This is a genomic window from Streptomyces sp. NPDC020965, from assembly GCF_044333555.1.
Taxonomy (GTDB): Bacteria; Actinomycetota; Actinomycetes; order Streptomycetales; family Streptomycetaceae; genus Streptomyces.
Map to the genome: position 1 here is coordinate 94,434 of NZ_JBIRRE010000013.1, position 23,144 is coordinate 117,577.

Here is a 23,144-nt window from a genome sequence, read left to right on the forward strand (position 1 = left end):
GACTCACCCTTGTGACGGCCCGGACCCACGCTGTCAACTCGGGCTCCGCGCAAGCAGGGGTGCCACGGTTCCCGGCATCTGGCTGGAGGACCTCTCATCCATCCCTCGCGAGCGGAGGTGACACCCGCGCCACCTCTGTCGGATCACGCGACGTCGACTCCACCCCGCGCAAGCAGGGGTGACACCCGCGCCAACGTCCCGCGCTCCACCGTCTCCACCTCGCCCCCGCGCAAGCAGGAGTGACACCGGGTCCAGCGCCACGCGGTCGAGGGGGCCGTCCTCCGCCCCGCGCGAGCTGGGGTGACACGTCGGTGAGCCAGCCCGGCATGCCCGAGAGATTCTCAACCCTGCGCGAGCAGGAGTGACACGTGGATCGGGTGAGTCGGCGGCTCACCCGGAAGATCAGCCAGCCCAGCGCAAGCAGGGGTAAAGCCAGGTCGCCGATGTCCGCGAAGGCTCCAGGGCCCTCGACCTCGCGTAAACAGGGCCTACTTGTCGGCCAGTGAGCGGTTAGTCTGCAGCGTCGCCGCTGCAGCCGTGTGAGAAGGGGCAACGCGGCAGCTGGCTGGCGGATTGAGCACGCGCTGATCCCGACCCCGCGCGAGCAGGGGTGACACTGATGTGCTCACACACCCTGAGGCAGCGCAGCCCACAAGCCCCGCGCAAGCAGGGGTGACACCTTCACCCAGCAGGACCGCTCGACCGTCTTCCTCTCAGCCCCGCGCGAGCGCGGTTGACTCAAGCTTGCCCTGATCGACGACGACCATCTGCGGCTGGCCAGTGACTCCGCCTCAACCTCCTGCACACGCTGGTGGAACACCTTGGCCCCGCGCGAGCAGGGGTGACACCTGCTGGCTCAAATGGGGACTGCCTTGGCCCATCTCTTACTCCGCTTCAGCAGAGGTGGCTCGAACTTTCCCTGATCGAACCAACTGCGGCGGACTTCCCGCAGAAGCACGAGCGACTCAACTCCGTACAAGAAGACGACTTGACGGACTCGCAGAGCTCGCCGGCCATGCAGAGCTGAAGAAAATAGGCCCACGTGCTCGCTACGCTGCTGGCCAGCAAGCATCCGCCCCGCGCGAGCAGGGGTGACTCGAAGTCGCACAGGGCCCCGAACAGCTCCGGGTCATCCGCCCCGCGCGAGCAGGGGCAACTCCACGCATGTGCCCTCGTGATAGTTCTATTCGGTCCAAGCCCTGCGCGTGCAGGAGTGACACCACCTGTCTGCGTGACATCGAACCTGGTGAAGACCCGAACCCGCGCAAGCGAGGGGTGACATGACGGCATGCAGCACCTTGACCCCGCGCGAGATCAGGATGATCCTGCAAGGTCAGTCATCTGCGACTAATCTCCCACGACAGTAAGACACAGCGGACCGTATGGCATTTTGACCGTACCGAACCGAACGAAAACAGGCCCATGCCCTTGCTGAACTACAAGCTCAGCAAGCCTCAACCCCGCGCGAGCGGGAGTGACACGCACACTGCTTCAACCCCACGCTCACCGATGATCTCGACCCTGCGGAAGCAGGGGTGACACGACATACGGGATCACTGGCGCGCGCGCTGGCATCTCAACCCCGCGCGAGCAGGGATGATCCAAGGTCTCCGCTGCGCACAATCAGATCAGGCTGCTCGGCCTACGAGAGCGGAGGTGACACAAGTGCGCCCTGCCTCACGTCAGCGTCATGGTCTCAACCCCGCGCGAGCAGGGGTGACACGAGTGTGGAGACGTCGATCTCCCAGTGGTCGGCCTCAACACCGCGCGAGCAAGGGTGACGCCACGCTGCTGGAACGCCACGGATCCCCGACCGCACTACCCGGGACGCCCAAGGACATCGAACTCGCCACATAACCCCAAAAACCCCAATCCAACGCAAACCATACCCAGACACCTTGACGAAAGGCATAGCCCCCCGCCCCGCGCAAGCAGGGGTGACACCTGCTCACTCAGATATGGGCTCCCCTGATCAATTCCATATCCATACTCCGCGTCAGTAGAGGTGACACGACGGGCACAATGATCCGCGCGACTTTGGTCGTGCCCACCTCGCGCGAGCGAGGGTGACCGACATCATCTGCGGCTGACCTCCTATGGAAACAGGAGTGACACGTACGAGGGTGGTTCGAGGGAGCCCCTTCACCTCAACCTCGCGCAAGCAGGGGGCCTGGCGGACTCGCAGGCTCTTCGACTGTGCAGAACTGAAGCAGAACGGGCTCACGCGCTCGTTGCGCTGCAGTTCTGCCCCACGCAAGCCAGGGTGACTTGGTCGTCGTCTCGAAGCACCCTCCGCACGGCATCGACCCCGCACGTGGGTGCCAGCTCCACGATCCAGGGCCGGTCGATCCCTCGACGGCGAGCAACCGCCCATTTATAAGGCGAGGTCAACAGACCTATCGTATTGGATTATCGCGTCGCTGAAGAGGCCTCTTACGAGTGTCGGCGGCCAGTGGAGAATCCCCGTGTACGGCCAGCGTGATTCCCCACTGGATTGCCACACTCAGTAGTCGCAACCCTGGGCGGTCTTCGACGACTCGCGCGAGTCCGCCGTGCGGTCATCGCAGTGAAACCCCTCGCCATCGGCGCCTGTTCAAGGGAACACTGCGGCCATGGAGTTCCTCTGCTACCACCGCGATCGCACTGGCTCACTGTCGCTGCGCTACGAACTGAACGATGCACACTCGTCCTACATGGACGGATTCGCGAAGGAGATGATCGCCCGAGGGCCGACCTTCGCTGACGACGGCGAGACCCTCACCGGCAGCGTGCACATCCTCGACCTGCCCGATCCCGCTACCGCCCGCGCGTTCGCCTTCGACGAGCCGAACTACCAGGCCGGCGCCTACCGGGACGTACTCGTGCGACGGTGGCACAACGCCCTGGGGCGCACCATGTGGGACTTCCCCGGCGGCCGGACTGGAGGCAACCGATACCTGGTGCTCGGCCTCGGCACAGGAGAGGCCGCCGACCTCGCGCTGCCGCCCGAGCCGAAGGAGCTGATTGCCTACGGACCGCTGCTGTCCGACGACGGGACTCTCTGGCTGGGCACGGCGGCGTTGCTCCGGGCCCCGGACCCGGCCACCGCACGCGCCATCCTCACACACGACCGGTACGCCGACATCGAGGTGCACAACTGGGAGTCCGGCGGGCGGCCATCATGAACGAGGCGCCCATCGGTGCCATCGCGGGCGCATCACGCTCTGTAGAGGAAGTGGCCACAACGGGGAGCTGAAGTGGCCACGGGCGGGGAGAACCAACTGGCCGCAATCATACGAGCGAGCGCACGGATTGCTCAGCGAGAATTTCCTTGGGCTACGAAGTGAGAGTCAGCAACTGGAACTGCCCGTGACCCCTGGACTGGCAGCGGCACTACCGCGTCCTCGCGGACCTGGTCGACCCCGACGGCGTCCTGCCGACCATCGCACCAGGGGTGCTGTTCGAGGGAGACGACCTGAGCAAGTGGCTCCAGCGACAGAAGAATCCGGGCACCTGGAAGCTGCTGTCGACCGAGCAGCAGGAGCGGCTGTCCAAGCTGGGCGTGAGCCCATCCAGGCACCGTCTCCGGCCCCGTCGGCCCAGGGTGCGGAAGGGCCCGGGCAAGGCGCAGCAGGCGTTCCAGCGCGGCTTGACGGCCCTTGCGCAGTGGGTGGAGTGGGAAGGTCATCGGCCTGTACCGCGCGGCCACGCTGAAGAGATCACGGTCGACGGCCAGACGGAACCGGTGATCGTCAAACTCGGCGTATGGATCTCCAACACCAAGAGCCGGCGGGACTAGGCACTGTTTCTCGGATCTCCGGACGTGAGTGGGGTGTTGGGGTGAGGCTGGCTGTATGGGCCGTGGGGATCTGACGAATGCGGAGTGGGGCCGGCTGGAGTCGTTCCTGCCTCCTGGCGGTGCGCGCGGAGGCCGGTGGAGTGATCACCGGCGAGTGATCAATGGGGTCCTCTATCGGGTGCGGACAGGTGTCCAGTGGCGGGACCTGCCGGAGCGGTTCGGGCCATGGGAAACGGTCTATAAACGGCATCGCCGCTGGTCAGCGGATGGAACATGGAAGATGCTGCTGTCTCGCGTCCAGGCCGGGGAGGATGCTGTGGGTGGCATCGACTGGGATGTGTCGGTGGACTCGACCGTGGTGCGGGCCCACCAGCACGCCGCCGGCGCGAGGAAAGCCCCCCGCGGTGCCTCAAAAGGGGGCCGACCGGGGGACGAACCAGGTCGATCCGGCACTCCGGAAACTGGCCGTCCGTCTGGAGGAGGTGGTCAGATCGGCAAATGCCTGGGACGTTCCCGCGGAGGATTCACCACCAAGATCCACCTCGCCGCCGACGGACGGTGCCGCCCCCTCGCCATCGTCCCGACACCCGGACACTACGGAGACAGCCCCCAGCTCGAGCACGTGCTGGAACAAGTCTCCGTGCCCCGGGCCGGAGTCGGACGGCCCCGGACCCGGCCCGGGCATGTCCTGGCGGACAAGGCCTACACATCACGGAGAAACCGCCGATACCTGCGACGACGCGGAATCCGGCACACCATCCCCGAACGCCTCGACCAGCAAAGACACCGAAAGAACCGAGGGTCCCGAGGCGGACGGCCCACCGGCTTCGACAGCGAGCGATACAAGAAACGCAACACCGTCGAACGCGGCATCAACCGCCTCAAGGGCTTCCGGGCCGTCGCCACCCGCTACGAGAAACGCGCCTACATCTACCTCGGCACCGTCACCCTCGCAGCCCTCATGATCTGGCTCCGCACATGATCCAAGAAACACCGCCTAACTCACCCCCGAACAGCTCCACGCACCACCCACCGCTCCGCGGTCGGCGCCCGAAAGGGTTGGCGACCCGGCGCTGCCTCGGAGGGGGACCGAAGGTTAGTCGGTCTGGGTTCCGGGCGGCCGGCAGTCGAGGACCCGTGCGCGGACTAGCACGTCTTGCTGTGCGGCCAGTTTCTGTTGCTCGTGCTCGATCTGCCGCGGGGTGTGGGCGGGCGAGCAGCGTTTCCGTCGCTCGGAGCGCCACTGGTCGCAGTCGAAGAAGCCGATAAGGAAGATGCCTGCGGTGCGGGGGCGGCGCAGGTAGCGGTTGACCAGCTGATCGGTGAGGGCTGTGTGCAGGGTCCGGTTCCAGCAGCCTTTTGCTTCGATGATCACGGTGAACGGCTCGGTGTTGTGGGAGGGGTCGGCAGCTTGGATGTGAATGTCTGTGCGGCTTCCTCCGGCGCCCGGGCGGTCGACTTGGACCTCGCGGTTGAGGATGATGCGCTGGCCGCTGAGGTTGATCTTGAGTAGGCCCATGACGTGGTCGCTGAAGTCTTCTTCCCATGTCGGCCACATCGCGTTGTAGTCGGTTGCGGCAGCGCGGTTCCATAGCAGGATGGCCATTCCGTTGGGGCCCGAGAGTGCTTCCTGGACGCGGTCGATGGCTTCCATGACGACGTCGAGGAGTTGGGCTTCGTCGGTGATCACGCGCAGGCTGTGATCGGCTGCCAGTTTCCTCAGCCGGTGTGTGGGCAGTGGCGGGCTCTGTCGCTGGGCCGCATGGCGGGTGGTGCGGCGGACCAGGCGCCGCAGCCATGACGTGTGGCGGGTTGTGGAGGCGGCCAGTTGACTCAGTTGGTCGGCAGCTTGTTGGGTGTGTTTGTCCGCGATGAGCTGGGGCAGGGCGTCGGCTAGGTCGTGGAGGGTTTCTTCGCGGGTAACTGTGTAGGCGACTCCGGGCTCGTGCTCGGGCGGGGGCTGGCGCAGTTCCTCGCGTTCGGACAAGCGTGCGTAGAGATCGGCGAGATCGTCTACATCGAGTCCGGCCATTCCTGAGGGCCAGCGGCTGGAGCCCCTGGTGATCAACAACCTGTCGATCACTGCTCGGAACAGCTCGGGATCGTCGAACGCCCGGCGGATCGGCGGCCAGCTTTCCAGGAGGTCGGCATAGGACATGAGGGTGAGGACTGCGGTGACCCAGCGCCCCGAATCAGGTCGTGGGCCTTCATGGGGCGGGGCAGCGGCCACGGTGTCTTTGACCCGGGCGAGAGCAGCGGTGTCACCCAGGTCAGACAGGGGGAGCATCACGGCGGCCCAGGCTGCATCATCGCGGCCTGGTGCAGAGGCCCAGTCCCTCAGAATGACAAGGGTTTCTGCCGCATCCAAGGTGTGCAGGAACCGGGCCAGCTCGGTGAGTGGGTAGGGGTCGAGGCGGTCCAGGCATGCTGCAAGCGCGGCCTCAAACGTGGCGCTGGCGTGACGAGCAGACCGCTTGAAGAGGCTGTGGTGCAGATCCGCCTCCTGTGCGGGAAGTCTCATTGTGGCCAGCGCGAGAGCCCAGCCTGTCCATCGCTCGATCTCTGTTGCGGGCACTACGGCCTGCCAAGAGTCGATAGACACGAACGCGGCCGCGGTCAGCTCTGGTACTTCGATCCACTCAGTGCCCCAATCCGAGACGTCGTGCGGCCTCCATGCGGGGGCGTCGGCCAGGACACGCAGGGCAGCTTGGAGCAGCTTCGCGTGCAGTGGGCTGCCCTCAGACGGGCATGACGGTGCTGCGGCGACTGCGTTAAGGGAGAAAGTTTGTTCGGCGGTCCGGCCGTCGCTGGTGCGGTAAAGGTGGCCAAGGACCGTGAGCCAGGCTGCGCGGACCTCGTCCGGGGCGGCAGTGTGGACTGCCTCCAGCGCTGCGGTGAACTGATCCTCGTCGAAGGTGTTGCGGCGCCGCTGCTCTTCCTCGCGCTTCTGTCTACGCAACTTCCACTCCCGCTCGGGGGGCGGAGAGTCCCACCACGCGGTGGCGTCCCTGAGCTCGTCATCGGCTTGCCGGGCCTGTTCAAGGGCCTCGCGCAGCCGGGCATCGTCCGGCCGCTCCAAGCGGCTGAGGAGCGGTTGTGCTGTACGCCGCATCGCTTGTGGCAGGTTCGGCCAGCGCTCGGCCCAGTACAGCAAGTCCTCCTTCGGGAACAGTCCCACCTCTGGCGTGATGAAAGCGAGTTCGAAGACATGCTCCTGGCGGCCGTGGCGCAGGATGTAGTCCGCAAGGCTGCGGCGCAGAGCGGGCACACCACCCAAGGAGTCGCGCAGGTGCTCGAGCGGGGCGTGAGAGTCGCTGGTATGGGACAGCTCCGGATAGTCCGCCAGAGCGATGAGCGCCTGGCCTGCCCGCTCCTGGCCGGGCGCCGAACTGCCGGGGCCACGGTGGCCAATGTGGTGGATGCACCTCACCAACAGCGCGATAGCGATCAGGGATTTGGAGTTTTGGTCTTTGAGGGTCGTGATGCACCATGCCAGGACCTCGTTGACATGCTCTGCCGTGACCATGTCCATGGCCTTCTCCATCTGCCGTCGGTGGGCGAATGTCCGTCGGGCTGGCAGCAGGTCGAGGTACTCGGTCAGTGGCAAGTGCTGCGGCCATAGGTGATCGAGCGCTGCTGTGGCAATGCTGGTCTTTGCGTCCGCGGCAAGAGCGCGCAGCCGGGCAACAGCCTCGTCGCCGTGGACGGTCTCTTCGGCGATCGCGTGCAGGGCGAAGGAGCGTAGCCGTGTCGGCAGCGTGGTGTCCTCCGCGAACAACAGCAGGGTGGGCGTCAGCTGGGCTAGTCGGCACTGTGCAGCAATCCACAAAGCCAGGTACGTCTGGTCCGGGTCAGCGTCGCGGACCAGGAACGGCTCCAGCTGCCCCGCCAAAGTGGGGTGGGTCAGCCGCTTGAGGAGCGCGAAGTCGAGGCGGTCGAAGCCCTCGTCGGGGGCCGTGTCAAGAAGTGCCTGGGTGGCTCGTTGTCGGCTTTCGGCTGGCTGTGAGGGCAGGTCGGCCAGGAGAAGGACCCGGGGATCGTGGACAAGTAGATCCTCGAACAGCTCCGGGTCGTCGGCCGCCAAGCGGGCGGCGATCTCCTCGTGCTCCGGCACGATATGGCGTGCCGGGCCGCTGCCTGCCCACAAGAGCTCGCTTCGCACCGCCGGCGCGATGAACTCGCGCAGGTACTGCGCCGCCAGGTGTTCCTGGTAGCTGCGGTGGGCGAACACCCAGCCCCGCTGACCCACCGGTGTCAGCAAGGAAGACTCGGTCAAGTGCAGCAGCTCGTGACGGCGGCACTCCAGTTGCGGCACCGGGCCAGGGAGAGCGGGGCCGACCAGGCTGTCGAGGTGTAGTTCGCCCTCTCGCGCCGGCTCCCGGTCGGCGAGGGCTGGCACGCGTCCGAACTGCAGAGCGGAGGCCGCCCAGCGGGCCACATGCAGCAGGTGGTCCACCGGAGGCCGTTCCTGGCGCAGTGCAAACCCCTGCGACCAGGTCTCCGTGCACAGCCTGCGACAGGCCTGGTCGTAGGCGTCTGCCACAGTCCTGGGAAGTTCTTCTCCGTCGGCCCGAGCATCCAGCAGCGGGATCAGCGTGACCGGCTGCTCTGCGAGGGCGGCAAGGCCCCGGTCGCTCACCTCCTGGGTGAACGCTGCCCCGTCCAGGTCTCGCTGCCGGGCGGCGCTCTCCACATCGTGCACGGTCAGGGGCTCCAGCGCCATCAACGCCACCTGGCCCGTATCAGGCCATAGTGCACGCAACCCGCTGTCCAGTGCCTCGGGCCAGCGGGTGGTACGGCAGGTGATCCGCAGACGCAGCCTTTCACGCTGCGGCTCAGACAACGCCCGGAGCTGGAGAAGGAGGACTCTGTCGAGGCCGGGGATGTCGTTCAGGCCCTCATCCAGCCCGTCCAGCAGCACATGCCGCGGCCCATCTCCATGCCCGTACAGATGCTGCTGCAGAGTACTGGTTGCCGTGGCCGTGTCGGCAACATCCCGGCCCAGATGCAGCCATGGCGCAACATCAGCGCCACCGTCGCTGAGCAGACCGTGTTCCTGTTCCAGAGTCACGGACTTGCCCGCACCGCGCTCCCCCAACACCACAACGACCTGTACATCCCGCATCTCGTCCAGCCGCACCGGACTGCCGGCCCTTCCTCCTCGATCAAACGCATCAGGCCGGCTGCCGCTGTCGGCCTGCAGGGGTCGCAAAGACCGTTGCCACGCATATCGCATCGGACCATTCTCACCGCCCTCAGGCAGGCGGGTCAGGGCCTTCCTGCGACCCTCAGCGTCGCCTCGCAGCACCTGAACAGATCGCCGTCGTCGCATACCGAGCACTAGCCTCCGAGAACTCCGATTGGAACAGCCGCCCCCACGACAGCCAACCCGCCCAGCCCCCACTGCTAAACAGCAGCTGGTCACCTCATGACAGCACACCAGCACACGCCCACACCGCATGACCAGCCAATCAACAACCGAACACCGCTGACGCACAACCACTGCCACGCACACCCGCTCACACCGCCCCGGGACAGCATCACCGATTCCGCATACCGGCCCACGGCAGTGACCGAACTCCGAGCCAGTCCCCACCAGCCGGAACATGGGACACTTACGTGCTGTCACTGACCGCGACCCGCTGACACCAAACCAGGACATCAATGCCTTGGTAGGAGCAGCTGGGCAACTCTGCCACGGGGAAGCTTTACCGCTGCCAGTTAGGTCAGCCAGTTAGGTCACTTGAGCAACAGCTGTGGTAGATCGCGCAGGTCTGATGTGACGTGGGCAGTCAAGTGGGGGGCGTGTCTGCGCAGGATGCTGCCCCAGTGCTTTTCGCCGACCACGATGTCGCAGTATGCGGCAGCTGTGCCCAGGGCGGTGATGTCGTTGAGGTCACCGAGATGCCAGCGGAAGTTCTTGTCTTCATGGGCGGACATCCGCATCCGGCAGATTGCTGCTTTCGCGGGCAGAGACATCATGAAGTCGGTGAGTGCGGCCCGGTCGTCGACCAGAGCACGGATGTGGCTGCCTGCCGCTATCTCAGCGTTGAGAGGAGCAATGATGTCGTGAGCTTCCTGAGCCAGTACGAGGCGGTGAGCGCGGTCGCTTGTGTGGCCCCAATGCCTTAGTTTGCGCGCTGTCTCTCGTTCGAAGTCGAGCTGACGTTGGCTGAACTCTCGAGTGGGCAGGGCGATTCCGGCGGCGGGTAGCTGCTCCTCTGGCCCCATGAGCAGGGCCTTCTCGAAGTGGTCGGCCACAGCATCCGCGCCGAACTGTGCGATAGCGCGCCGTTCCGTTTCCGGGTTAGTGAAGTAGCCCTTCATTTGCTTGAAGGCGTGGTTGGCGCCAATTCCGAAGGGCACGGGGGCGTGGTTCGGTGTGGCGCCGGTCAGGACGGAGACTGCGACGTGCACTTCGGCGGCCAAGAGGTCGGGGGCGCCCGCGATCGTGTGGTACCGGGAGATTTCGGCCATGAAAGCACCGAGGCGGCGGCGTCTGTCAGGGTCCCGTTGATGGTAGGTCTCTTGGTAATGGACGGCCGACAGGGGGAACGAGGCATGCCCGGACTCGGAGGCCTCTCGTACCATCGCCAGGATGCCCGCGATCGCGTCGTCATGCGATCGCCCGTAGTGCTGGCGGGCGAGGGCAACCCAGTCCCGCTGGTCCAGATACACCCGCTTGAGAGCCATGCGATCACGCTAGCGGCAGCCACTGACAATGGGCGACGAGTGCGGTCCCCCGGAGCGGAACTCCATGAGGATCGCGCATTGACGGGAAGCGGCACATACGGCCGGCCGCACTGGTGGGGACGTACCGCAATCGGTGTGGCAGCCGCAGTGCCCGGCTACGGGCCACATGGCGTGCTGCCCGTTCGGCCTGTTCCAGCCTTCACATCACCCTTCGTGAACTTGGGGCGCTGACGCGAGCGGGGTGTCCCCGGCCGAGAGACCCGGGCTGGCGTACGTCTGAGCCCCGCGCGAACGGGGGCTCGCCGACGGCCGTCTCATCGGGCACCGCGCTCCCCCACAAGGTCGAAGATCATCGAAGTGAATGAAAGAGCCCTCGCTCTCGCTACGATGCCGGATCAGCCCCCGGCTGAGCCTCGCGCGAGCGGGGGTGACTCGGTGTCCGACGGCCACCGGACCGGTTGCGTGTTCGCGTCCCCAGACCGTCGACGGGTCCGTGCAGGCACCCGTGGAGACGAAAACCACTCCGCTCGCAGGCCTTCCAGCACTGGATCCTCCACGACCCTCCATCAGCCGGAGTCACCTCCGCTCCGTGGGACGACGCTCCCGTCCGGAACTTACGTTCGGTCAGGCCACCGTTCACCAGCGCACAAGACTGCAGGTCAGAGCCCACCCCGTATTGCGATTGTCGCTTCACCGAACAGGCATTTCTCATTGACGCGCTCAAGTAATTCTCACCAAGTACCCAACACGGACACCAAACTTTCCTGGCTTCCCAAGGGATCAACAACCCATGGGCAGAGACATTGGAATGAGAAGCATGCCGGGCAACGGCGTGAGAGTCAGCACCACGTGACGCGGGACGCGGACGGGCAGATCATCCGCACCGGCGAGACGGACGCGGAGGACCAGGAGCAGCAAGACGACGGCAGTCAATCCGCGGTCGAGTCCGCCCTCCTCCACTTCTCGTCTCCGAGGGATCCGGCGACCATCGCCGCATTCCTCCGCACCCGCGTCTACCGACCCGAAAGTCTCGTCTGGCTCGAGGGGTACGAGGCACGGCGGAAATGGCGGTTCGAAAACGGCATCACCGGGCTGGTGGCCACCCCCTACGACACCGAAGTGCCCGTCGGCGTCGTGAACTACCCCCTCGGACGCTGGGAAGCACAGCAGCGCCGCGCGGCCCGCACCGGGGATCTGGAAGACCGGCGCCGGATCCTGCTCGACGAGGAAGGGATGGTCTGGGAACCCGGAGACGAAGCCTGGGAGACGAAGCTCGCGTTCTTCCGCTCCTACCACCGCGCCCACGGCCACCTCGCCCCCCGGCAGGACGCCATCTGGGGCCAGACCGAGGCGGAGGCGCAGCCGGTCGGCCGGCATATGGCCAACCTGCGCAGGAAGGGCGGGCTGGGGAAGGACGTCGAGCGGGCCGAGGCCAGGGCGGCGCAGATGACGGCGATCGACCCGGACTGGGCGTGCCCGTGGCCGCTCGACTGGCAACGCCACTACGCCGTCCTCCGCGACCTCGCTGCCGAGGAGCCGGGCGGAATGCTGCCGCACATCGAGCCCGGTGTGCTGTTCGAGGGCGACGATCTGGGGGCCTGGATGGTGCGCCAGCAGAAGCCGGCCACCTGGGCTCAGCTGACCGAAGAGCAGCGGGAACGGTTGACCGGACTCGGTATCGCACCGGTCGCGCAGCCCGCCCCCGACCCGGCCGGGAAGAACACGACGGAGGCCGGGGTGGAGAAGCTGTCGGCGCCGTTCCAGCGCGGTGTCACCGCCTACGCCCAGTACATCGCCCGGGAAGGAAAAACCACCGTCCCCCGACCCCACACCGAACACATCACCATCGACGGGGCCGAGCACACCGTCAAACTCGGTGCGTTCGCCACCAACACCAAACAGAGACTGGAACGGCTCACCCACCACCAGCGGACCGTACTCCGGGAAGCAGGAGTCGAATGGGCGTGACACCGCCTCCGGCGAGTCGTTGAACCCGACGGTCAAGCGAAGTGCACAGGAACCCCCGGCACGGCGGCGCCCGGGGTTTCGCGCTGTCGGTGTCCTGGATCAGTGCACTGTGGCTCTCGCTGCGTACCTGGTGTGGAGGTGCTGGAGGAGAGCGTGGGTGTGCTGAGCCAGTGGACGGTGCTGCGTCTCATCGATGACCAAGGCCATCATGAAGTTCTCGGGGCCGGTCTGTATGGCGTCGACCGGCGTGGAAGCCCGCAGGCTGGGCCAGTAGCGTCCGTGGGCGAAGCCTGAGGCGGCTCGCCAGACAGCGGTGACCTCGCGGGCTCGGAGGCCGACGTCGTGGGCTGCTTCGCCGATGATCTTCCCTGCCTCGGGCTTGGCAAGGGAGGTGGCGGGAATGCCCAGGGAAATTGCGAGGTTGGTGATGTCCTGTCGGCGCTCGCGGCCGGTTTTTCCGCTTGGGCCCGGAACGTGATCTGTGTCTTCTTCGTGCTGGGCCCGGTTGCGCATGTCCTCACGCCACAGGGCAAGGGTCCGGCGGCGGCGCTCGGTTCGGCCATTGCCGCCCAGGAGCCAGACGGCGGTCGCGAGGTTCTCCAACGCTCCGCGCATCAAGGTCCACGGGCTCTGCGGGTCGACCTCCCCCGCCAGGATCAGTCTGCGCAGTGCGTCGGCGTGCGCCACTCCCGCGCTGTAGGAGTTGCGTATAAGCGTCGACGCCGAGTAGGAGCCCAGTGGCGCGTCGTCGGTCGCGAGACTGCTCGAAGGCTGCGGTGCCGGCAGCTGCCGGTAGGCGCCCTCCCCGCGCAGGCTCTCCACATCCGCGAACAGCGGGTGCAGGTATGCGGCATTGAATCCGGGCTGTGTCATGAAGGGCAGAGTAGGGCCCGTCACTGACACCAAAGGGAAAGAACGCTGCGTGTACGGTCGTGGGGTGAACGCGTCTGCCGGTCCCGACCCGCGTCGTCTGGGAGTTCCGAAGGAGATAGTCGACGAGGGTGCGCGCACCCTTCGCCACGCATGCAGGTCCCTGAACGATTTTCTCGGGAGCCTCGCCGAAGGCGAGACGACTGGGGGAATGTCACCGCTCGATGGTGACTGGGTTGGGGCCTCGCATCACCGGCACCGTACGGCACGCCGTCGGCTGTGGGGATGGTCGGTCTGGAACACGCAGGTCACCCTCGGCAACGTTCTCGACCACGTCCAGACGATCCAGCGAGCCCTGATCGGTGAGCCCGTGACCATTTGGTCCCTCGTCTCGCTGTCCCGCGTGGTGCAGGAGGGCGTGGTCCGTGTCTGCCATCTTTACGAGGCAGGGCTCAGCCCGGAGCAGCGTGCGGTACGGATCGCGGCCGCGTGGCTCAACGGGGCACGGCAGCATCAGGTTGCGGCCAGGGACGTCGGCCCCGAAGCGGTTCCGAAGGCGGACCGGATCTGGGAGGACGCATCGCGCACCGTTCAGCGCGCGGGAATGAGCATCGGGCTGGACGGCAAAGGCCGGCCGAACTCCGCCGTGCTGGGGTCCGTGAAGGCGTCGTTCACGGTGAACCTGACCGAGGCATCGAAGCAGCCGCCCCACCTCCCGGCTTGGTACCGCATATCCTCCGCCGCGTCCCACAGCACCGTCTGGATGGTCGCTCAAGCCTATGGCTTCGACGAAGACGAGCCGGTCATGCGCGCCGACCCGGAGATCGTCACCGCGTCAGTCCTCGCCGTGCTGGGCGCGTTCGAGGAACTCGTCCAGACCCTCGGCACCTACCACGGAAAGGATCCACAGCCTGCAGTACTGACCATCCAGAGACGCACCGTCGCCGTCATCAACCGCCAACACAAATGGCGCAAACAAGCCCGCGAAGACGCACGCCCCCTCCTCGGTGACGACATCTGAACAGCGCGCATGACTGTTGCAACCCGCTCGGCCAGATCGCTGACGCGCCTGGTTTCCGCAGGTCAGGTCTGCAAAGCGAGGGGCTGTTGCACTGGTACGTTGCAGCCACACGGCCCCGGTAGTGCGAGTCTGAGGGGCATCACCCCGCTGGTCGATTGGGCCGCCTGTGGGAACGCACTCCGACTCCGCCATCTGTTGGATAACGTCCCACCATGTACATGAAAATAGATCCTCTTGAGGCGTGGGAGAGGCTGCGGGCCAGCCGATCCAGCCGGCCGGGTAGAGCGAGCGGCGGAGCGCGGGCCAAGACGTACGCCACGGCTCTGGAGCAGGCGCAGCAGATGTTCAGGGCAGCCGAGGTCGTGGGCCCGCAGACCCGCCCCCTGCTTGTGTTCTACGGCCTGAGCCAGGCTGGCAGAGCGATTGCGGCCGCGGCCGTCGGCCTCAAGGGCGAGGAGTGGAACCTGACCTCTCACGGCATCCATGCCTCGGGCTACCACTTGGACTTCGCCGACATCGAGATCCGCACGGATCCTGCTGGCAGTGCTGGCAGCTTCGTGCGGCTCAGCCAGCTGCTGCGGTCACCGGTCTGGGGCAACGACACGGTGGTGCGGCTGGAAGAAGTATGGGACACCCTCCCTGCCAACTTGCAGTACCCGTTGACCGACCGGGAGCGGTTCACGCCCCTGTACGCCAGCGCGGACTCGATCGACGGCACTGACTTTCACCCACTGCTCACCCTGCACGTCGGCGACATTCTGGACCGCGTCGTAGACGACGGCAGTCGCGCGGCACTGGATGAATTCCTGCAGACCTACCCCGGCACCGCCGGGTACGAGGAGTTCGCCCGTCGCCGGACGGGAGCCGATGCCGAGCCGGACTACGTGCGTCATCACCCGGACGCCGGCTGGCTCTACATGCACTGGAAGATGCCCGCAGGGACAGGCACTCGAGAGGAGCGCCTAGAGCGCCTGTCCGCGATGACCCGGAAGTATGCCGGGCATCGCTACTTCTTCCCCGCCGTCACGGGCCTGCCGCGTGAACTCCACCCGTTGATGGCGTGGTGGGCGGTGCTGTACGCGCTCTCGATGCTCGCCCGTTACCAGCCCGCCCAGTGGGCGAACCACATCAACGTGGACGGCAGCCGACATGCGGTGCCCATCGAGAAGATCCTGGAACGGGCCATGGAACACCTGCCCGTACTGATCGCGGACACCATTGAGGAAGTCGCCGCCTGGCCGTAGACGCTGAGCGAAACTCGCTCCCACCTACCTACAAACTCCTCCAGGGCGCGGCGCTGCTGTCCTCGTGGGCGATCTGTCGGGCGAAGACGTCGCGGTCGATGTACGGGGGACGGCGGCGAGGACCAGGCGCCGGAGCTCGGCCGGCTCCAGCGCCTCCACCTCCCACTGCACCGGCCGGGTTGAAGCCGTAGCGGCGGGCGAAGCCGGGCCACCGCGGGTCGCCGCTCTTGCCCCCGGTCGCGGGCAGCCCGTACCGCCGCACCTGGTCGTGGGTGAGTAGCACCCTCTCGGTGCCGCAGCAGGCCGTTGAGCTGGGCGAAGACGCCGTCACGCTGCCACTTGGCGAAGTAGCCGTAGACGCTGTTCCAGTGCGGGAAGTCGTGCGGCAGGTAGCGCCACTGGACGCCGGTGCGGTCCACGTACAGGATCGCGTTCATGATCTCGCGCAGGTCGAGCTCGGCGGGCCGGCCGAAGACCAGCGCCCGGCCGTGGCGCTCATAGCGCCACGCGGACAGCACCGGCTCGATCAACTCCCAGCGGGCATCGGACAGATCACTCGGATACGCGCGACGGTCGGCCATGACCTGGGCATACCGCAGGTCTGGGGCGTGCGCCCAGGCGTGCGTTCGCCCGCATGGAAGCACGGAACAGACTCGGGCGTCCTGGAATGGGACAGGCGCAAGCCGCTCTCTGCCCCAGGCGTCACACCACTCGTCACGACATCCACTACCAACCCGACTACTTCACCGGCACCAGATCGCCGGACGGTAGAAACGCGTCTACATAGCAATCATTCAGGCGAAAACGACCTCGGAGGAACCGCCGGGCGGTACAGGGGGTCAGACCGGGATGAATTCGAAGGTGTCGTTGCGCGACCCGGTGCCGGGGTTGTTGCAGAAGTGGGTGAGCAGGCCCGCGCCGTCACCGGCCGAGGCGTTGTGGACGTGCAGACAGAGCGTGCCCACGTACTCGTCAGGGTCGTCGAAGGAGTGGATCTGCGCCCCATCCCAGGGGTGGCCCTTGCGAAGGGAGTAGGCGATCCGCTTCCAGTACGTGTCGCAACTCGCTGTGAAGATGGTGTCATAAAGAAGAGGAGCGCCATCGATCCCGCGGTTTTCGCCCCAGCACTTTCCGGAGTCGGTGACGATGGCGTAGTGGGCCCACCCATTGAAGCGACCGAAGTACTCCAGGCTGACGCGCTGGGAGGGACGCCCGTCGCAGGGCTGCTGGTGAATGGGCACACCCTCGCCCGTGCTGTCGTCCTGAGGGGCCAGGCACTTTCCGGAGTGGATCGCACGGATGTTGTAGACACCGGCGACGAATCCCTCCGCCGCCCTCGGTGTCGACGGCTGGGCGGCCGGCGTGGGGGCTGCGCTCGCGGAAGGCGTGGTACCCAATCCGAGAACAGCGAGAGCTGCCAGGGCAAGAACACCCCGAACCGCGCGAGAACGGGCAAAAGGCATGGGTTCACTCTCCATCGGGGGGGGAAGGGCGTGGGGGCGCTGTGGCGTACGGGCCGGGGGGAACAAGCCCTGATCGCAGTCGCGTTGAAAGAAGTATGAGGAACAAGGCCCGTTCCGGAACGGGGACGAAGCCCTCCCCTTCGGATGAATTCGAGGACACGCGTCCGATCCGGGGCGGAGCGACTCATCCCTCCACATACTCGGCCGATGACGTTCCCTTCACCGTCACCCGCGCCAACCCGAACGAAGCCCGGCAAACTCTCAGACCGCACCCCTGTCACCTGCGGAGACGGAAGAGGAAAAGCTTCTGAAAGTCCTCACCGTCGGCGCCACACCCGCCTGACCCCATGCCTCCGATACCCGCCCCGGCCTCTGTCCGTCGGCTGGGGCCGGAGCCGTCACAAGGGATACCGGGGCAGCGATCGGGCCGTTGAGGAAGAGCTCCGGCGTCACCGGTCGGGTCATCCGTGCCGGTCTCCCACCCTGCCTCGCCGTACGGGAGCCGGGGCAGGACGGTCGCCCGGTCATGCTCGTGATGCGTGGGCTTCAGCGGTGCGGCTGGGAGTGTCCCGGCCGGCCGTGTCGTGGCCGGCCGGGACACCACGGTGGCAGCAAGCTCGATCTTCCGGCCCGGACCGGGCTGCTCACCGTGCGGGGCGGTGGGGGCGGGGTCAGACGGGCCGGAGTTCGAAGCGCTCCCCCGGCCGGCCGCAGCCGTTGAAGAGGAGACCAGCGCCGTCGTTGTTGCTGCCGCCCTGGACGTGGAGGCACGGCTGCTGGAGTCCGCTGTCGACGGTGGTGATCATCCAGGTGCCGTTGGGCATGGCGTGGAAGTGAAGCCCGACCTGCTGCCACCATTCGCCGCAGTCGACGGTGCGGACGGGCTGGTCGATGTGCCAGCCCCCGGGAAACCCTAGCTCGGTGGCGCCCCAGCAGTAGCCGGTGGAGGTGAAGACGTAGTGGTAGTCCTGTCCCTGGTCCTCGCCCATCCGGGCGATGTAGACGCGCTGGGTGGGTCGTCCGTCGCAGGGCTGCTGCACCAGCAGGATGCCCCACTCGCGCCGGTTGTCCTCAGGACCGAGACACTTCCCGGAATGAGCCGCACGAATCGTGTACTCGCCCTCCGCCGGCCCCTGCACAGCCGCCCGCTGGACAGGAGCGGTGGAGGAAGCGGCACCGGTGGTCGGGGCGGCGCCGAGGGTGAGGGTGGCGAGGGCGGTCAGGGCGAGGGCGGCACGGGCGGTACTCCGGCGGGAACGGACAGGGGGCATGGGCACTCTCCAAGAGGAGGAAGAGATGGGGGATGCGCGCGGCGGCGCTCCGGCCACGAGGGACACCGTCCGGGGCTCCCGCTGAGCTGATACGAAGTATGGCGAGACCCGGGCCGCGGAGTGAGAGAGCGGCGGACAGTCTCCTTCAGGTGAATCCGGGGACGGGCGTACGACATGGCGGAAGACTGCGGCGAACACACACGGAGCAGAACCGCCCGATCCGCACCCGTGCGCAGGACGCCCGGCAGGAGCCCGCCCTTACAGCGGTAGCGGACCAGCGGCAGTCACGGGGTCCGGTCTTGTAGGCCGGGCGTGCCGGAGGTTGGAACGGTCAGAGCGGGAGGAATTCGAAGCTGTCGTTCCGTGCTCCGGTGCCCGGGTTGTTGCAGGGGTGGGTGAGCAGGCCCGCGCCGTCGCCTGCCGAGGCGTTGTGGACGTGCAGACACAGAGGGCTGGGAGCCTCGTACGGATCGACCAGGGTGAGGATCTGCTTCCCTGCCCAGGGGTGCGTCTGGGGAAGGGAGTAGGCGATCCGCTTCCAGTACGTGTTGCAGGACTTCGTGCGGATCACGAGGTCCCTCACGGGGACGGGCCCCACCCAGTCGCTTTCGCCCCAGCACTGTCCGGAGTTGGTGACGAGGGCGTAGTAGACCGTCCCCCTGAAGTCGCCGTAGGACCACAGGCCGACGCGCTGGCCGGGGCGTCCGTCGCAGGGCTGCTGGTGGATGGCGACCCCCTCGCCCGCGCTGTCCCCTTCGGGGGCCAGGCACTTTCCGGAGTGGACCGCGCGGACGTTGTAGGCACCCACGTACACCGGGTCCGCCGCCGCGCGCTGGGCCGGGGCCGGGGCAGGGCCCGCGGGCGCGGCGGCGGTGGGTGTCGCGCCGGCACCGAGGGCCGCGAGAGCGATCAGGGCGAGAACGCCACGGACCGCACGCCGGGAAGAAGAAACAGAAGAGGACACGGGCTCACACTCCGGCACAGGAAGGGCAGAGAGGGGAACTCAACAGCACTCCGGCACACGCGGAACACCGTGCCTCACGCTGCGGAGATATGAAGTATGACGAGCGAAACCCCTGGTGAGAGCACCCGCAGACGGTCTCCTTCGACTGAACCCGGAAACGCGTGTGCGATCCCCACCCGCCGCACCAACACCGGCGCATACCGGACCTGGGTCACCGCCAGGACCAGCGTCTGAACGAAACACCACCGCACGCCCCGCACTGGGCGTCTTCGTCACCGGATGATTGGCCGGTGACGAAGACAACCGTGCCTGTTCCCGTGGGTATCGGTCACGGTTGGTGTGCCAGAGGCGCTCGGCGGCTGGACGCGGTAGTCGGCGCCTCGAGCCGTTCACGCTCGTTCGGGATGTCGGCCAGGATCCTTGTTGTGGACGGTGAACCGCAGCCTGGCCGGCCGGTGCGCGGCCGACCAGCACGAGGCCACCCACCGGTGGGAGCGAACCGCCGAGTACACCAGACCGATGTCCTCGGCGAGCGTACGCTGGGCGAGACGGTCAGACCGGGATGAATTCGAAGGAGTCGTTGCGCGCTCCGGCGCCGGGGTTGTTGCAGAACTGGGTGAGCAGGCCCGCGTCGTCGCCTGTCGAGGCGTTGTGGACGTGCAGACACACAGTGCTAAGACCTTCCGCTTCGCCGTGGGTCTCGATCACCTTCCCTCCCCAGGGGTGATGGCCGTCTTTGAGGCTGAAGGCGATGCTCTTCCAGTACGAGTTGCAGGACGTCGTGCGGATCACGTACTCCAGCATGGGGGCGGGCGCGGGCCCCGTGAAGACGTTGCCGTCCCAGCATTTTCCGGAGCCGGTGATGAATGCGTGGTAGTCGATCCCCTCGACGTTGCCGAAGAGCCACAGGCTGACGCGCTGGGAGGGGCGCCCGTCGCAGGGCTGCTGCCAGATGGCGGCACCCTCGCCCGTGCTGTTCCCCTCCGGGGCGAGGCATTTCCCGGAGTGGACCGCACGGATGTTGTAGACACCGACGACCCCCTTGGCCGCCCTCGGTCCCGACGGCTGGGCGGTCACCGCGGGGGCTGACGCGCTCGCGGAAGGCGTGGTACCGAGCCCGAGGACGGCGAGAGCGGCCAGGGCAAGACCGCCCCGGACCGCACGCGAACGGACAGAAAGCATGGATTCACTCTCCTGCACCAGAGAAGGAGGCACGGCGGCCTGCCGGCCAGGAGGCGGGACGCCCCGCCCGCCACCGCGCTGGTATGAAGTGTGACGAATGAACTCCCCGTGAGAATGGGGATGGAGCCCTCTCCTTCGTGTGAACCCGGGGACACGCGTCCGACCCGGACCACACCGCCAGGAGCAGACCTCCGGATATCCCGCCACCCCACCACCACACATGCCGAACGCTTCACCGTCACCCGGACGCCCACCCGAACGACACGTGACGATCTCTCCCGAACCCAGCCCCGCCACCTGCGGAAACAAGAGAGAAACAGCTTCTGCGAGTGCGATGCCGTGGTCTGTGAGCAGCCGCGTCGTACTGAGGCGCGTATGGGCTGGGAGTCCGGTCCGGTCCTGTCTCCCGTTTCCGGCTGAGCGCTTGGGCGGGGTGTGTCGCCGTGAGCTTCGGCGGGGCGGTCGCCGCTGTCCGTGATGCGGAGCGGCTCGCCGGGCGATGCTGGTGGGGCGGGGTGTTCAGGAGCAGGCGGCGACGTTGATTTTCTGGGTCTGTGAGGTGTCTCCCGAGGCGTCGAGATTGAAGGAGTGGGTGGATGTCTGTTCGTAGGTCCATTCCCCGACGGCGCATGGGTGCGTTGTGGTGCCGTAGATGTCCCAGTAGTACCCGGTGCCGTTGGGGAGGGTGCCGTTGTAGACGGTGCCGTTGGGTGCGGTCAGGCGGTAGGCCAGGTTGCTGGCACTGCACTGGGCGGACTTCCAGCCCCAGGAGTCTCCCGCCTTGCACTCGCTGGTGAGACTGGGGGTGAGCTGGCCGAGGTTCTCGCCCAGACAGAGCATGGCCCTGACCTCGTGGTCGGGGGACGGGTAGCGCCAGGCCGAAGAGGCGCAGGACCAGGTGGTGGCTGCCGCGGCGGTGGAGGAAGCGGCGGCAGGTGAGGCGGGTACCAGGCCGGCGGCGGGGAGCGCGACGGCGAGGGCGGAGAGCAGAGTCATTCTGAGGGTTTTGGGCACGGTTCAACCCTTCCATTCGCAACACAAGGTAGTCGCGCGGAGGCACAACGTAGCAGTCGCGAGGGCAGGCGCCCCTGTGGTGTTCGATCAGCACACTTGCTCGCACCATGCCTCCCCGGAGGAGCTCCCCGAGCGGTGGCGCGAACCCACATCCCCACCACCCCTCTCCGGGTGAGTCGTCCTGGGTGGAGTTCCAGGAGAGCACGGTCCCGGCTCCTGAGATGATCAAGAAATCCATCAGGCAGGGAAGGAAGGGAAACCATGACGAACGTCCTCTTGACCACCACCCTCGGGGAGATAGAGCTCAGCCTCGACGAGGAGAAGGCCCCGAACACCGTGAAGAACTTCCTCGAGTACGTCGACGCAGGGTTCTACGACGACACGGTCTTCGACCGGGTGATCCCCGGCATGCTGGCCCAGGCCGGCTGCTACACCGACAAGATGACTCCCAAGCCCACCCGGGGTCCTGTCCTCAACGAGTCCGGCAACGGGCTCACTCATGCCCGGGGAACCGTGGCCATGGGCCACCGCGCCCTCAGCGAGGCCACCTCGCAGTTCTTCATCAACCTGGCCGACAACACCCGCGTCCTCGCGCACTCCCGGCCCGGCCACGCCGTCTTCGCGACCGTCGTCAGGGGAATCGACGTCGCCGACGCGATCTCCTCGGTCCAGACCACCAACAAGCTGGGCATGGACAGCGTCCCGGTCCAGCCGATCCACATCACCTCCGCCAAGCGCGTCGGCTGAAACACCTCCCGCTCACCGCACAGCCCCGGCCGCCCCTGCCCAACAGGCAGGGGCGGCCCCGCACCCGGACCGCGGTCACGGGGAGCCCGGGGATCCAGGTGGTGGCCCGGGGCGAGGGCGAGGATCTGCCGGTCAGGTCAGGTCAGGTCAGGTCAGGTCAGGTCAGGTGAACACTGGCTGACGGCCACCATCGGCGACGACGCTGGTCACCAGCAGCCGGACGAGATCATCTCTGCCAGGCGGACCCGAAGGGCTCCAGCGGCAAGGCCGCTCGGCGGCGCCGCCCGCCGCCAACAGCCGGGCCTCAGTCTTCACACCGCAGCCGCACGGTTGTTGGCCATCACCGCCCCGGCGCCGCACTCGGACCACGTACTCCGGCCGGGCCGGCGGCCGGCAGATCCGGCCGGGCTCCGGCCGCGAAGGAGACGGGACCGCTTCAGCGGCGGAGGCGTCTTCGACAGACAGTCCAGCCCCCGGGACGATGGTCTGGTGCCGTTCCGTCATGGGAGGGTCCAGGATCGGTGACAGCGTGCCGGCCGACCGGAATAGGGAGCCACATGTCCGAGTCCACACCCAGCTCAAAGGGTCCCGCCCGGGTGCAGATGCCGTCCGAGCCGGTGACACACCCGGAACCGGCACTGGTACCGGCCTCCGAAGTCGACCCCGAGGGCGTGGCAACGCTGGCGCTGGAGTACCGCGACGGCCGGCCCGTGATCGTCGCCCGCGGCGGAAAGTTCATCCCGGCAGGGCTCAAGGTCGTGAGCGAGGACGGCGAAACCGGGGTGGCCTACAGGAGCGGCAACACGGACCAGGACAAGGCAGTGCTGACGGCGCTCATGGCCCTGAACATCGTCATCCGGTAGAGACACCCTTTGGGGCCCGGGAAGGCCGCCGTACGTCAGCTCGCGCCCAGGGTCGCCGGCCGCGGC

The 23,144-nt window shown here is 66.9% G+C and carries 16 protein-coding genes and 1 pseudogene; 8 read left to right on the forward strand and 9 right to left on the reverse strand.

The genetic code is table 11. The features are described from left to right. Nucleotides 1-2,612: 2,612 nt before the first annotated feature. The 3 genes from ACH4S7_RS31655 to ACH4S7_RS31665 all read left to right on the forward strand — a co-directional run bounded on the left by ACH4S7_RS31655 (nucleotide 2,613) and on the right by ACH4S7_RS31665 (nucleotide 4,760). The gene (locus tag ACH4S7_RS31655) at nucleotides 2,613-3,164 is read left to right on the forward strand and encodes a YciI family protein (RefSeq protein ID WP_398524797.1); all 552 of its coding nucleotides are present in this window, start codon (nucleotides 2,613-2,615) and stop codon (nucleotides 3,162-3,164) included. 191 nt (nucleotides 3,165-3,355) lie between these two features. Continuing rightward, on the forward strand, nucleotides 3,356-3,778 hold the full coding sequence (locus tag ACH4S7_RS31660; RefSeq protein ID WP_398524892.1) for a helicase associated domain-containing protein: 423 nt from the start codon (nucleotides 3,356-3,358) through the stop codon (nucleotides 3,776-3,778). Between the two features lie 55 nt (nucleotides 3,779-3,833). After that, the gene (locus ACH4S7_RS31665) at nucleotides 3,834-4,760 is read left to right on the forward strand and encodes an IS5 family transposase (RefSeq protein WP_398524798.1); all 927 of its coding nucleotides are present in this window, start codon (nucleotides 3,834-3,836) and stop codon (nucleotides 4,758-4,760) included. Between the two features lie 114 nt (nucleotides 4,761-4,874). Here ACH4S7_RS31665 and ACH4S7_RS31670 read toward each other — a convergent pair whose 3' ends face one another. Together ACH4S7_RS31670 and ACH4S7_RS31675 are read right to left on the reverse strand one after the other, a co-directional pair. Further along, nucleotides 4,875-8,918 (reverse strand): hypothetical protein, encoded by a 4,044-nt coding sequence (locus tag ACH4S7_RS31670; RefSeq protein WP_398524799.1) that lies wholly within the window; start codon nucleotides 8,916-8,918, stop codon nucleotides 4,875-4,877. Nucleotides 8,919-9,517: 599 nt separating this feature from the next. Beyond that, a complete protein-coding gene (locus ACH4S7_RS31675; RefSeq protein ID WP_398524800.1) occupies nucleotides 9,518-10,471 on the reverse strand; it encodes a hypothetical protein in 954 nt (317 codons plus the stop codon). An 849-nt stretch (nucleotides 10,472-11,320) separates the two neighbouring features. Here ACH4S7_RS31675 and ACH4S7_RS31680 point away from each other — a divergent pair. Beyond that, the gene (locus ACH4S7_RS31680; protein ID WP_398524801.1) at nucleotides 11,321-12,439 is read left to right on the forward strand and encodes a helicase associated domain-containing protein; all 1,119 of its coding nucleotides are present in this window, start codon (nucleotides 11,321-11,323) and stop codon (nucleotides 12,437-12,439) included. A gap of 99 nt (nucleotides 12,440-12,538) precedes the next feature. Here ACH4S7_RS31680 and ACH4S7_RS31685 read toward each other — a convergent pair whose 3' ends face one another. Then, nucleotides 12,539-13,312: a hypothetical protein gene (locus ACH4S7_RS31685; protein WP_398524802.1), complete on the reverse strand. Its 774-nt coding sequence runs from the start codon at nucleotides 13,310-13,312 to the stop codon at nucleotides 12,539-12,541. A 208-nt stretch (nucleotides 13,313-13,520) separates the two neighbouring features. Here ACH4S7_RS31685 and ACH4S7_RS31690 point away from each other — a divergent pair, with 208 nt between their 5' ends. Beyond that, complete coding sequence (locus ACH4S7_RS31690; protein WP_398524803.1) at nucleotides 13,521-14,330, forward strand: hypothetical protein; 810 nt, start codon at nucleotides 13,521-13,523, stop codon at nucleotides 14,328-14,330. A 212-nt stretch (nucleotides 14,331-14,542) separates the two neighbouring features. Further along, nucleotides 14,543-15,574, forward strand: coding sequence for a YaaC family protein (locus ACH4S7_RS31695; RefSeq protein ID WP_398524804.1), 1,032 nt, complete (start codon nucleotides 14,543-14,545; stop codon nucleotides 15,572-15,574). Nucleotides 15,575-15,854: 280 nt separating this feature from the next. Here ACH4S7_RS31695 and ACH4S7_RS31700 read toward each other — a convergent pair. From ACH4S7_RS31700 to ACH4S7_RS31725, 6 genes and pseudogenes are all read right to left on the reverse strand, one after another. Continuing rightward, a pseudogene (locus tag ACH4S7_RS31700) lies at nucleotides 15,855-16,155 on the reverse strand (transposase); the annotation flags it as partial. A 258-nt stretch (nucleotides 16,156-16,413) separates the two neighbouring features. After that, a complete protein-coding gene (locus ACH4S7_RS31705) occupies nucleotides 16,414-16,971 on the reverse strand; it encodes an RICIN domain-containing protein (RefSeq protein ID WP_398524805.1) in 558 nt (185 codons plus the stop codon). Nucleotides 16,972-17,708: 737 nt separating this feature from the next. Beyond that, a complete protein-coding gene (locus ACH4S7_RS31710) occupies nucleotides 17,709-18,308 on the reverse strand; it encodes an RICIN domain-containing protein (RefSeq protein WP_398524806.1) in 600 nt (199 codons plus the stop codon). Nucleotides 18,309-18,639: 331 nt separating this feature from the next. Further along, on the reverse strand, nucleotides 18,640-19,272 hold the full coding sequence (locus ACH4S7_RS31715) for an RICIN domain-containing protein (RefSeq protein WP_398524807.1): 633 nt from the start codon (nucleotides 19,270-19,272) through the stop codon (nucleotides 18,640-18,642). Nucleotides 19,273-19,824: 552 nt separating this feature from the next. Further along, the gene (locus tag ACH4S7_RS31720; protein WP_398524808.1) at nucleotides 19,825-20,454 is read right to left on the reverse strand and encodes an RICIN domain-containing protein; all 630 of its coding nucleotides are present in this window, start codon (nucleotides 20,452-20,454) and stop codon (nucleotides 19,825-19,827) included. 519 nt (nucleotides 20,455-20,973) lie between these two features. Beyond that, nucleotides 20,974-21,450 carry a hypothetical protein gene (locus ACH4S7_RS31725; RefSeq protein ID WP_398524809.1) on the reverse strand — a complete coding sequence of 159 codons (477 nt, stop codon included), beginning with the start codon at nucleotides 21,448-21,450 and terminating at the stop codon, nucleotides 20,974-20,976. Between the two features lie 279 nt (nucleotides 21,451-21,729). Between ACH4S7_RS31725 and ACH4S7_RS31730 the strand changes: the two genes are divergently transcribed. Both ACH4S7_RS31730 and ACH4S7_RS31735 read left to right on the forward strand, forming a co-directional pair. Next, nucleotides 21,730-22,215, forward strand: coding sequence for a peptidylprolyl isomerase (locus tag ACH4S7_RS31730; RefSeq protein WP_398524810.1), 486 nt, complete (start codon nucleotides 21,730-21,732; stop codon nucleotides 22,213-22,215). 557 nt (nucleotides 22,216-22,772) lie between these two features. Beyond that, nucleotides 22,773-23,078, forward strand: a complete 306-nt coding sequence (locus tag ACH4S7_RS31735; protein WP_398524811.1) for a hypothetical protein — start codon at nucleotides 22,773-22,775, stop codon at nucleotides 23,076-23,078. Nucleotides 23,079-23,144 lie beyond the last annotated feature (66 nt).

Excerpts from the sequence above, each read along its gene's own strand:
- ACH4S7_RS31685 (WP_398524802.1), bottom strand. The coding sequence starts at position 13,312 with ATGACACAGCCCGGATTCAATGCCGCATACCTGCACCCGCTGTTCGCG.
- ACH4S7_RS31730 (WP_398524810.1), top strand. The coding sequence starts at position 21,730 with ATGACGAACGTCCTCTTGACCACCACCCTCGGGGAGATAGAGCTCAGC.
- ACH4S7_RS31675 (WP_398524800.1), bottom strand. The coding sequence starts at position 10,471 with ATGGCTCTCAAGCGGGTGTATCTGGACCAGCGGGACTGGGTTGCCCTC.
- ACH4S7_RS31665 (WP_398524798.1), top strand. The coding sequence starts at position 3,834 with ATGGGCCGTGGGGATCTGACGAATGCGGAGTGGGGCCGGCTGGAGTCG.
- ACH4S7_RS31725 (WP_398524809.1), bottom strand. The coding sequence starts at position 21,450 with ATGACTCTGCTCTCCGCCCTCGCCGTCGCGCTCCCCGCCGCCGGCCTG.
- ACH4S7_RS31720 (WP_398524808.1), bottom strand. The coding sequence starts at position 20,454 with ATGCTTTCTGTCCGTTCGCGTGCGGTCCGGGGCGGTCTTGCCCTGGCC.
- ACH4S7_RS31710 (WP_398524806.1), bottom strand. The coding sequence starts at position 18,308 with ATGCCCCCTGTCCGTTCCCGCCGGAGTACCGCCCGTGCCGCCCTCGCC.
- ACH4S7_RS31690 (WP_398524803.1), top strand. The coding sequence starts at position 13,521 with ATGTCACCGCTCGATGGTGACTGGGTTGGGGCCTCGCATCACCGGCAC.
- ACH4S7_RS31655 (WP_398524797.1), top strand. The coding sequence starts at position 2,613 with ATGGAGTTCCTCTGCTACCACCGCGATCGCACTGGCTCACTGTCGCTG.
- ACH4S7_RS31695 (WP_398524804.1), top strand. The coding sequence starts at position 14,543 with ATGTACATGAAAATAGATCCTCTTGAGGCGTGGGAGAGGCTGCGGGCC.
- ACH4S7_RS31735 (WP_398524811.1), top strand. The coding sequence starts at position 22,773 with ATGTCCGAGTCCACACCCAGCTCAAAGGGTCCCGCCCGGGTGCAGATG.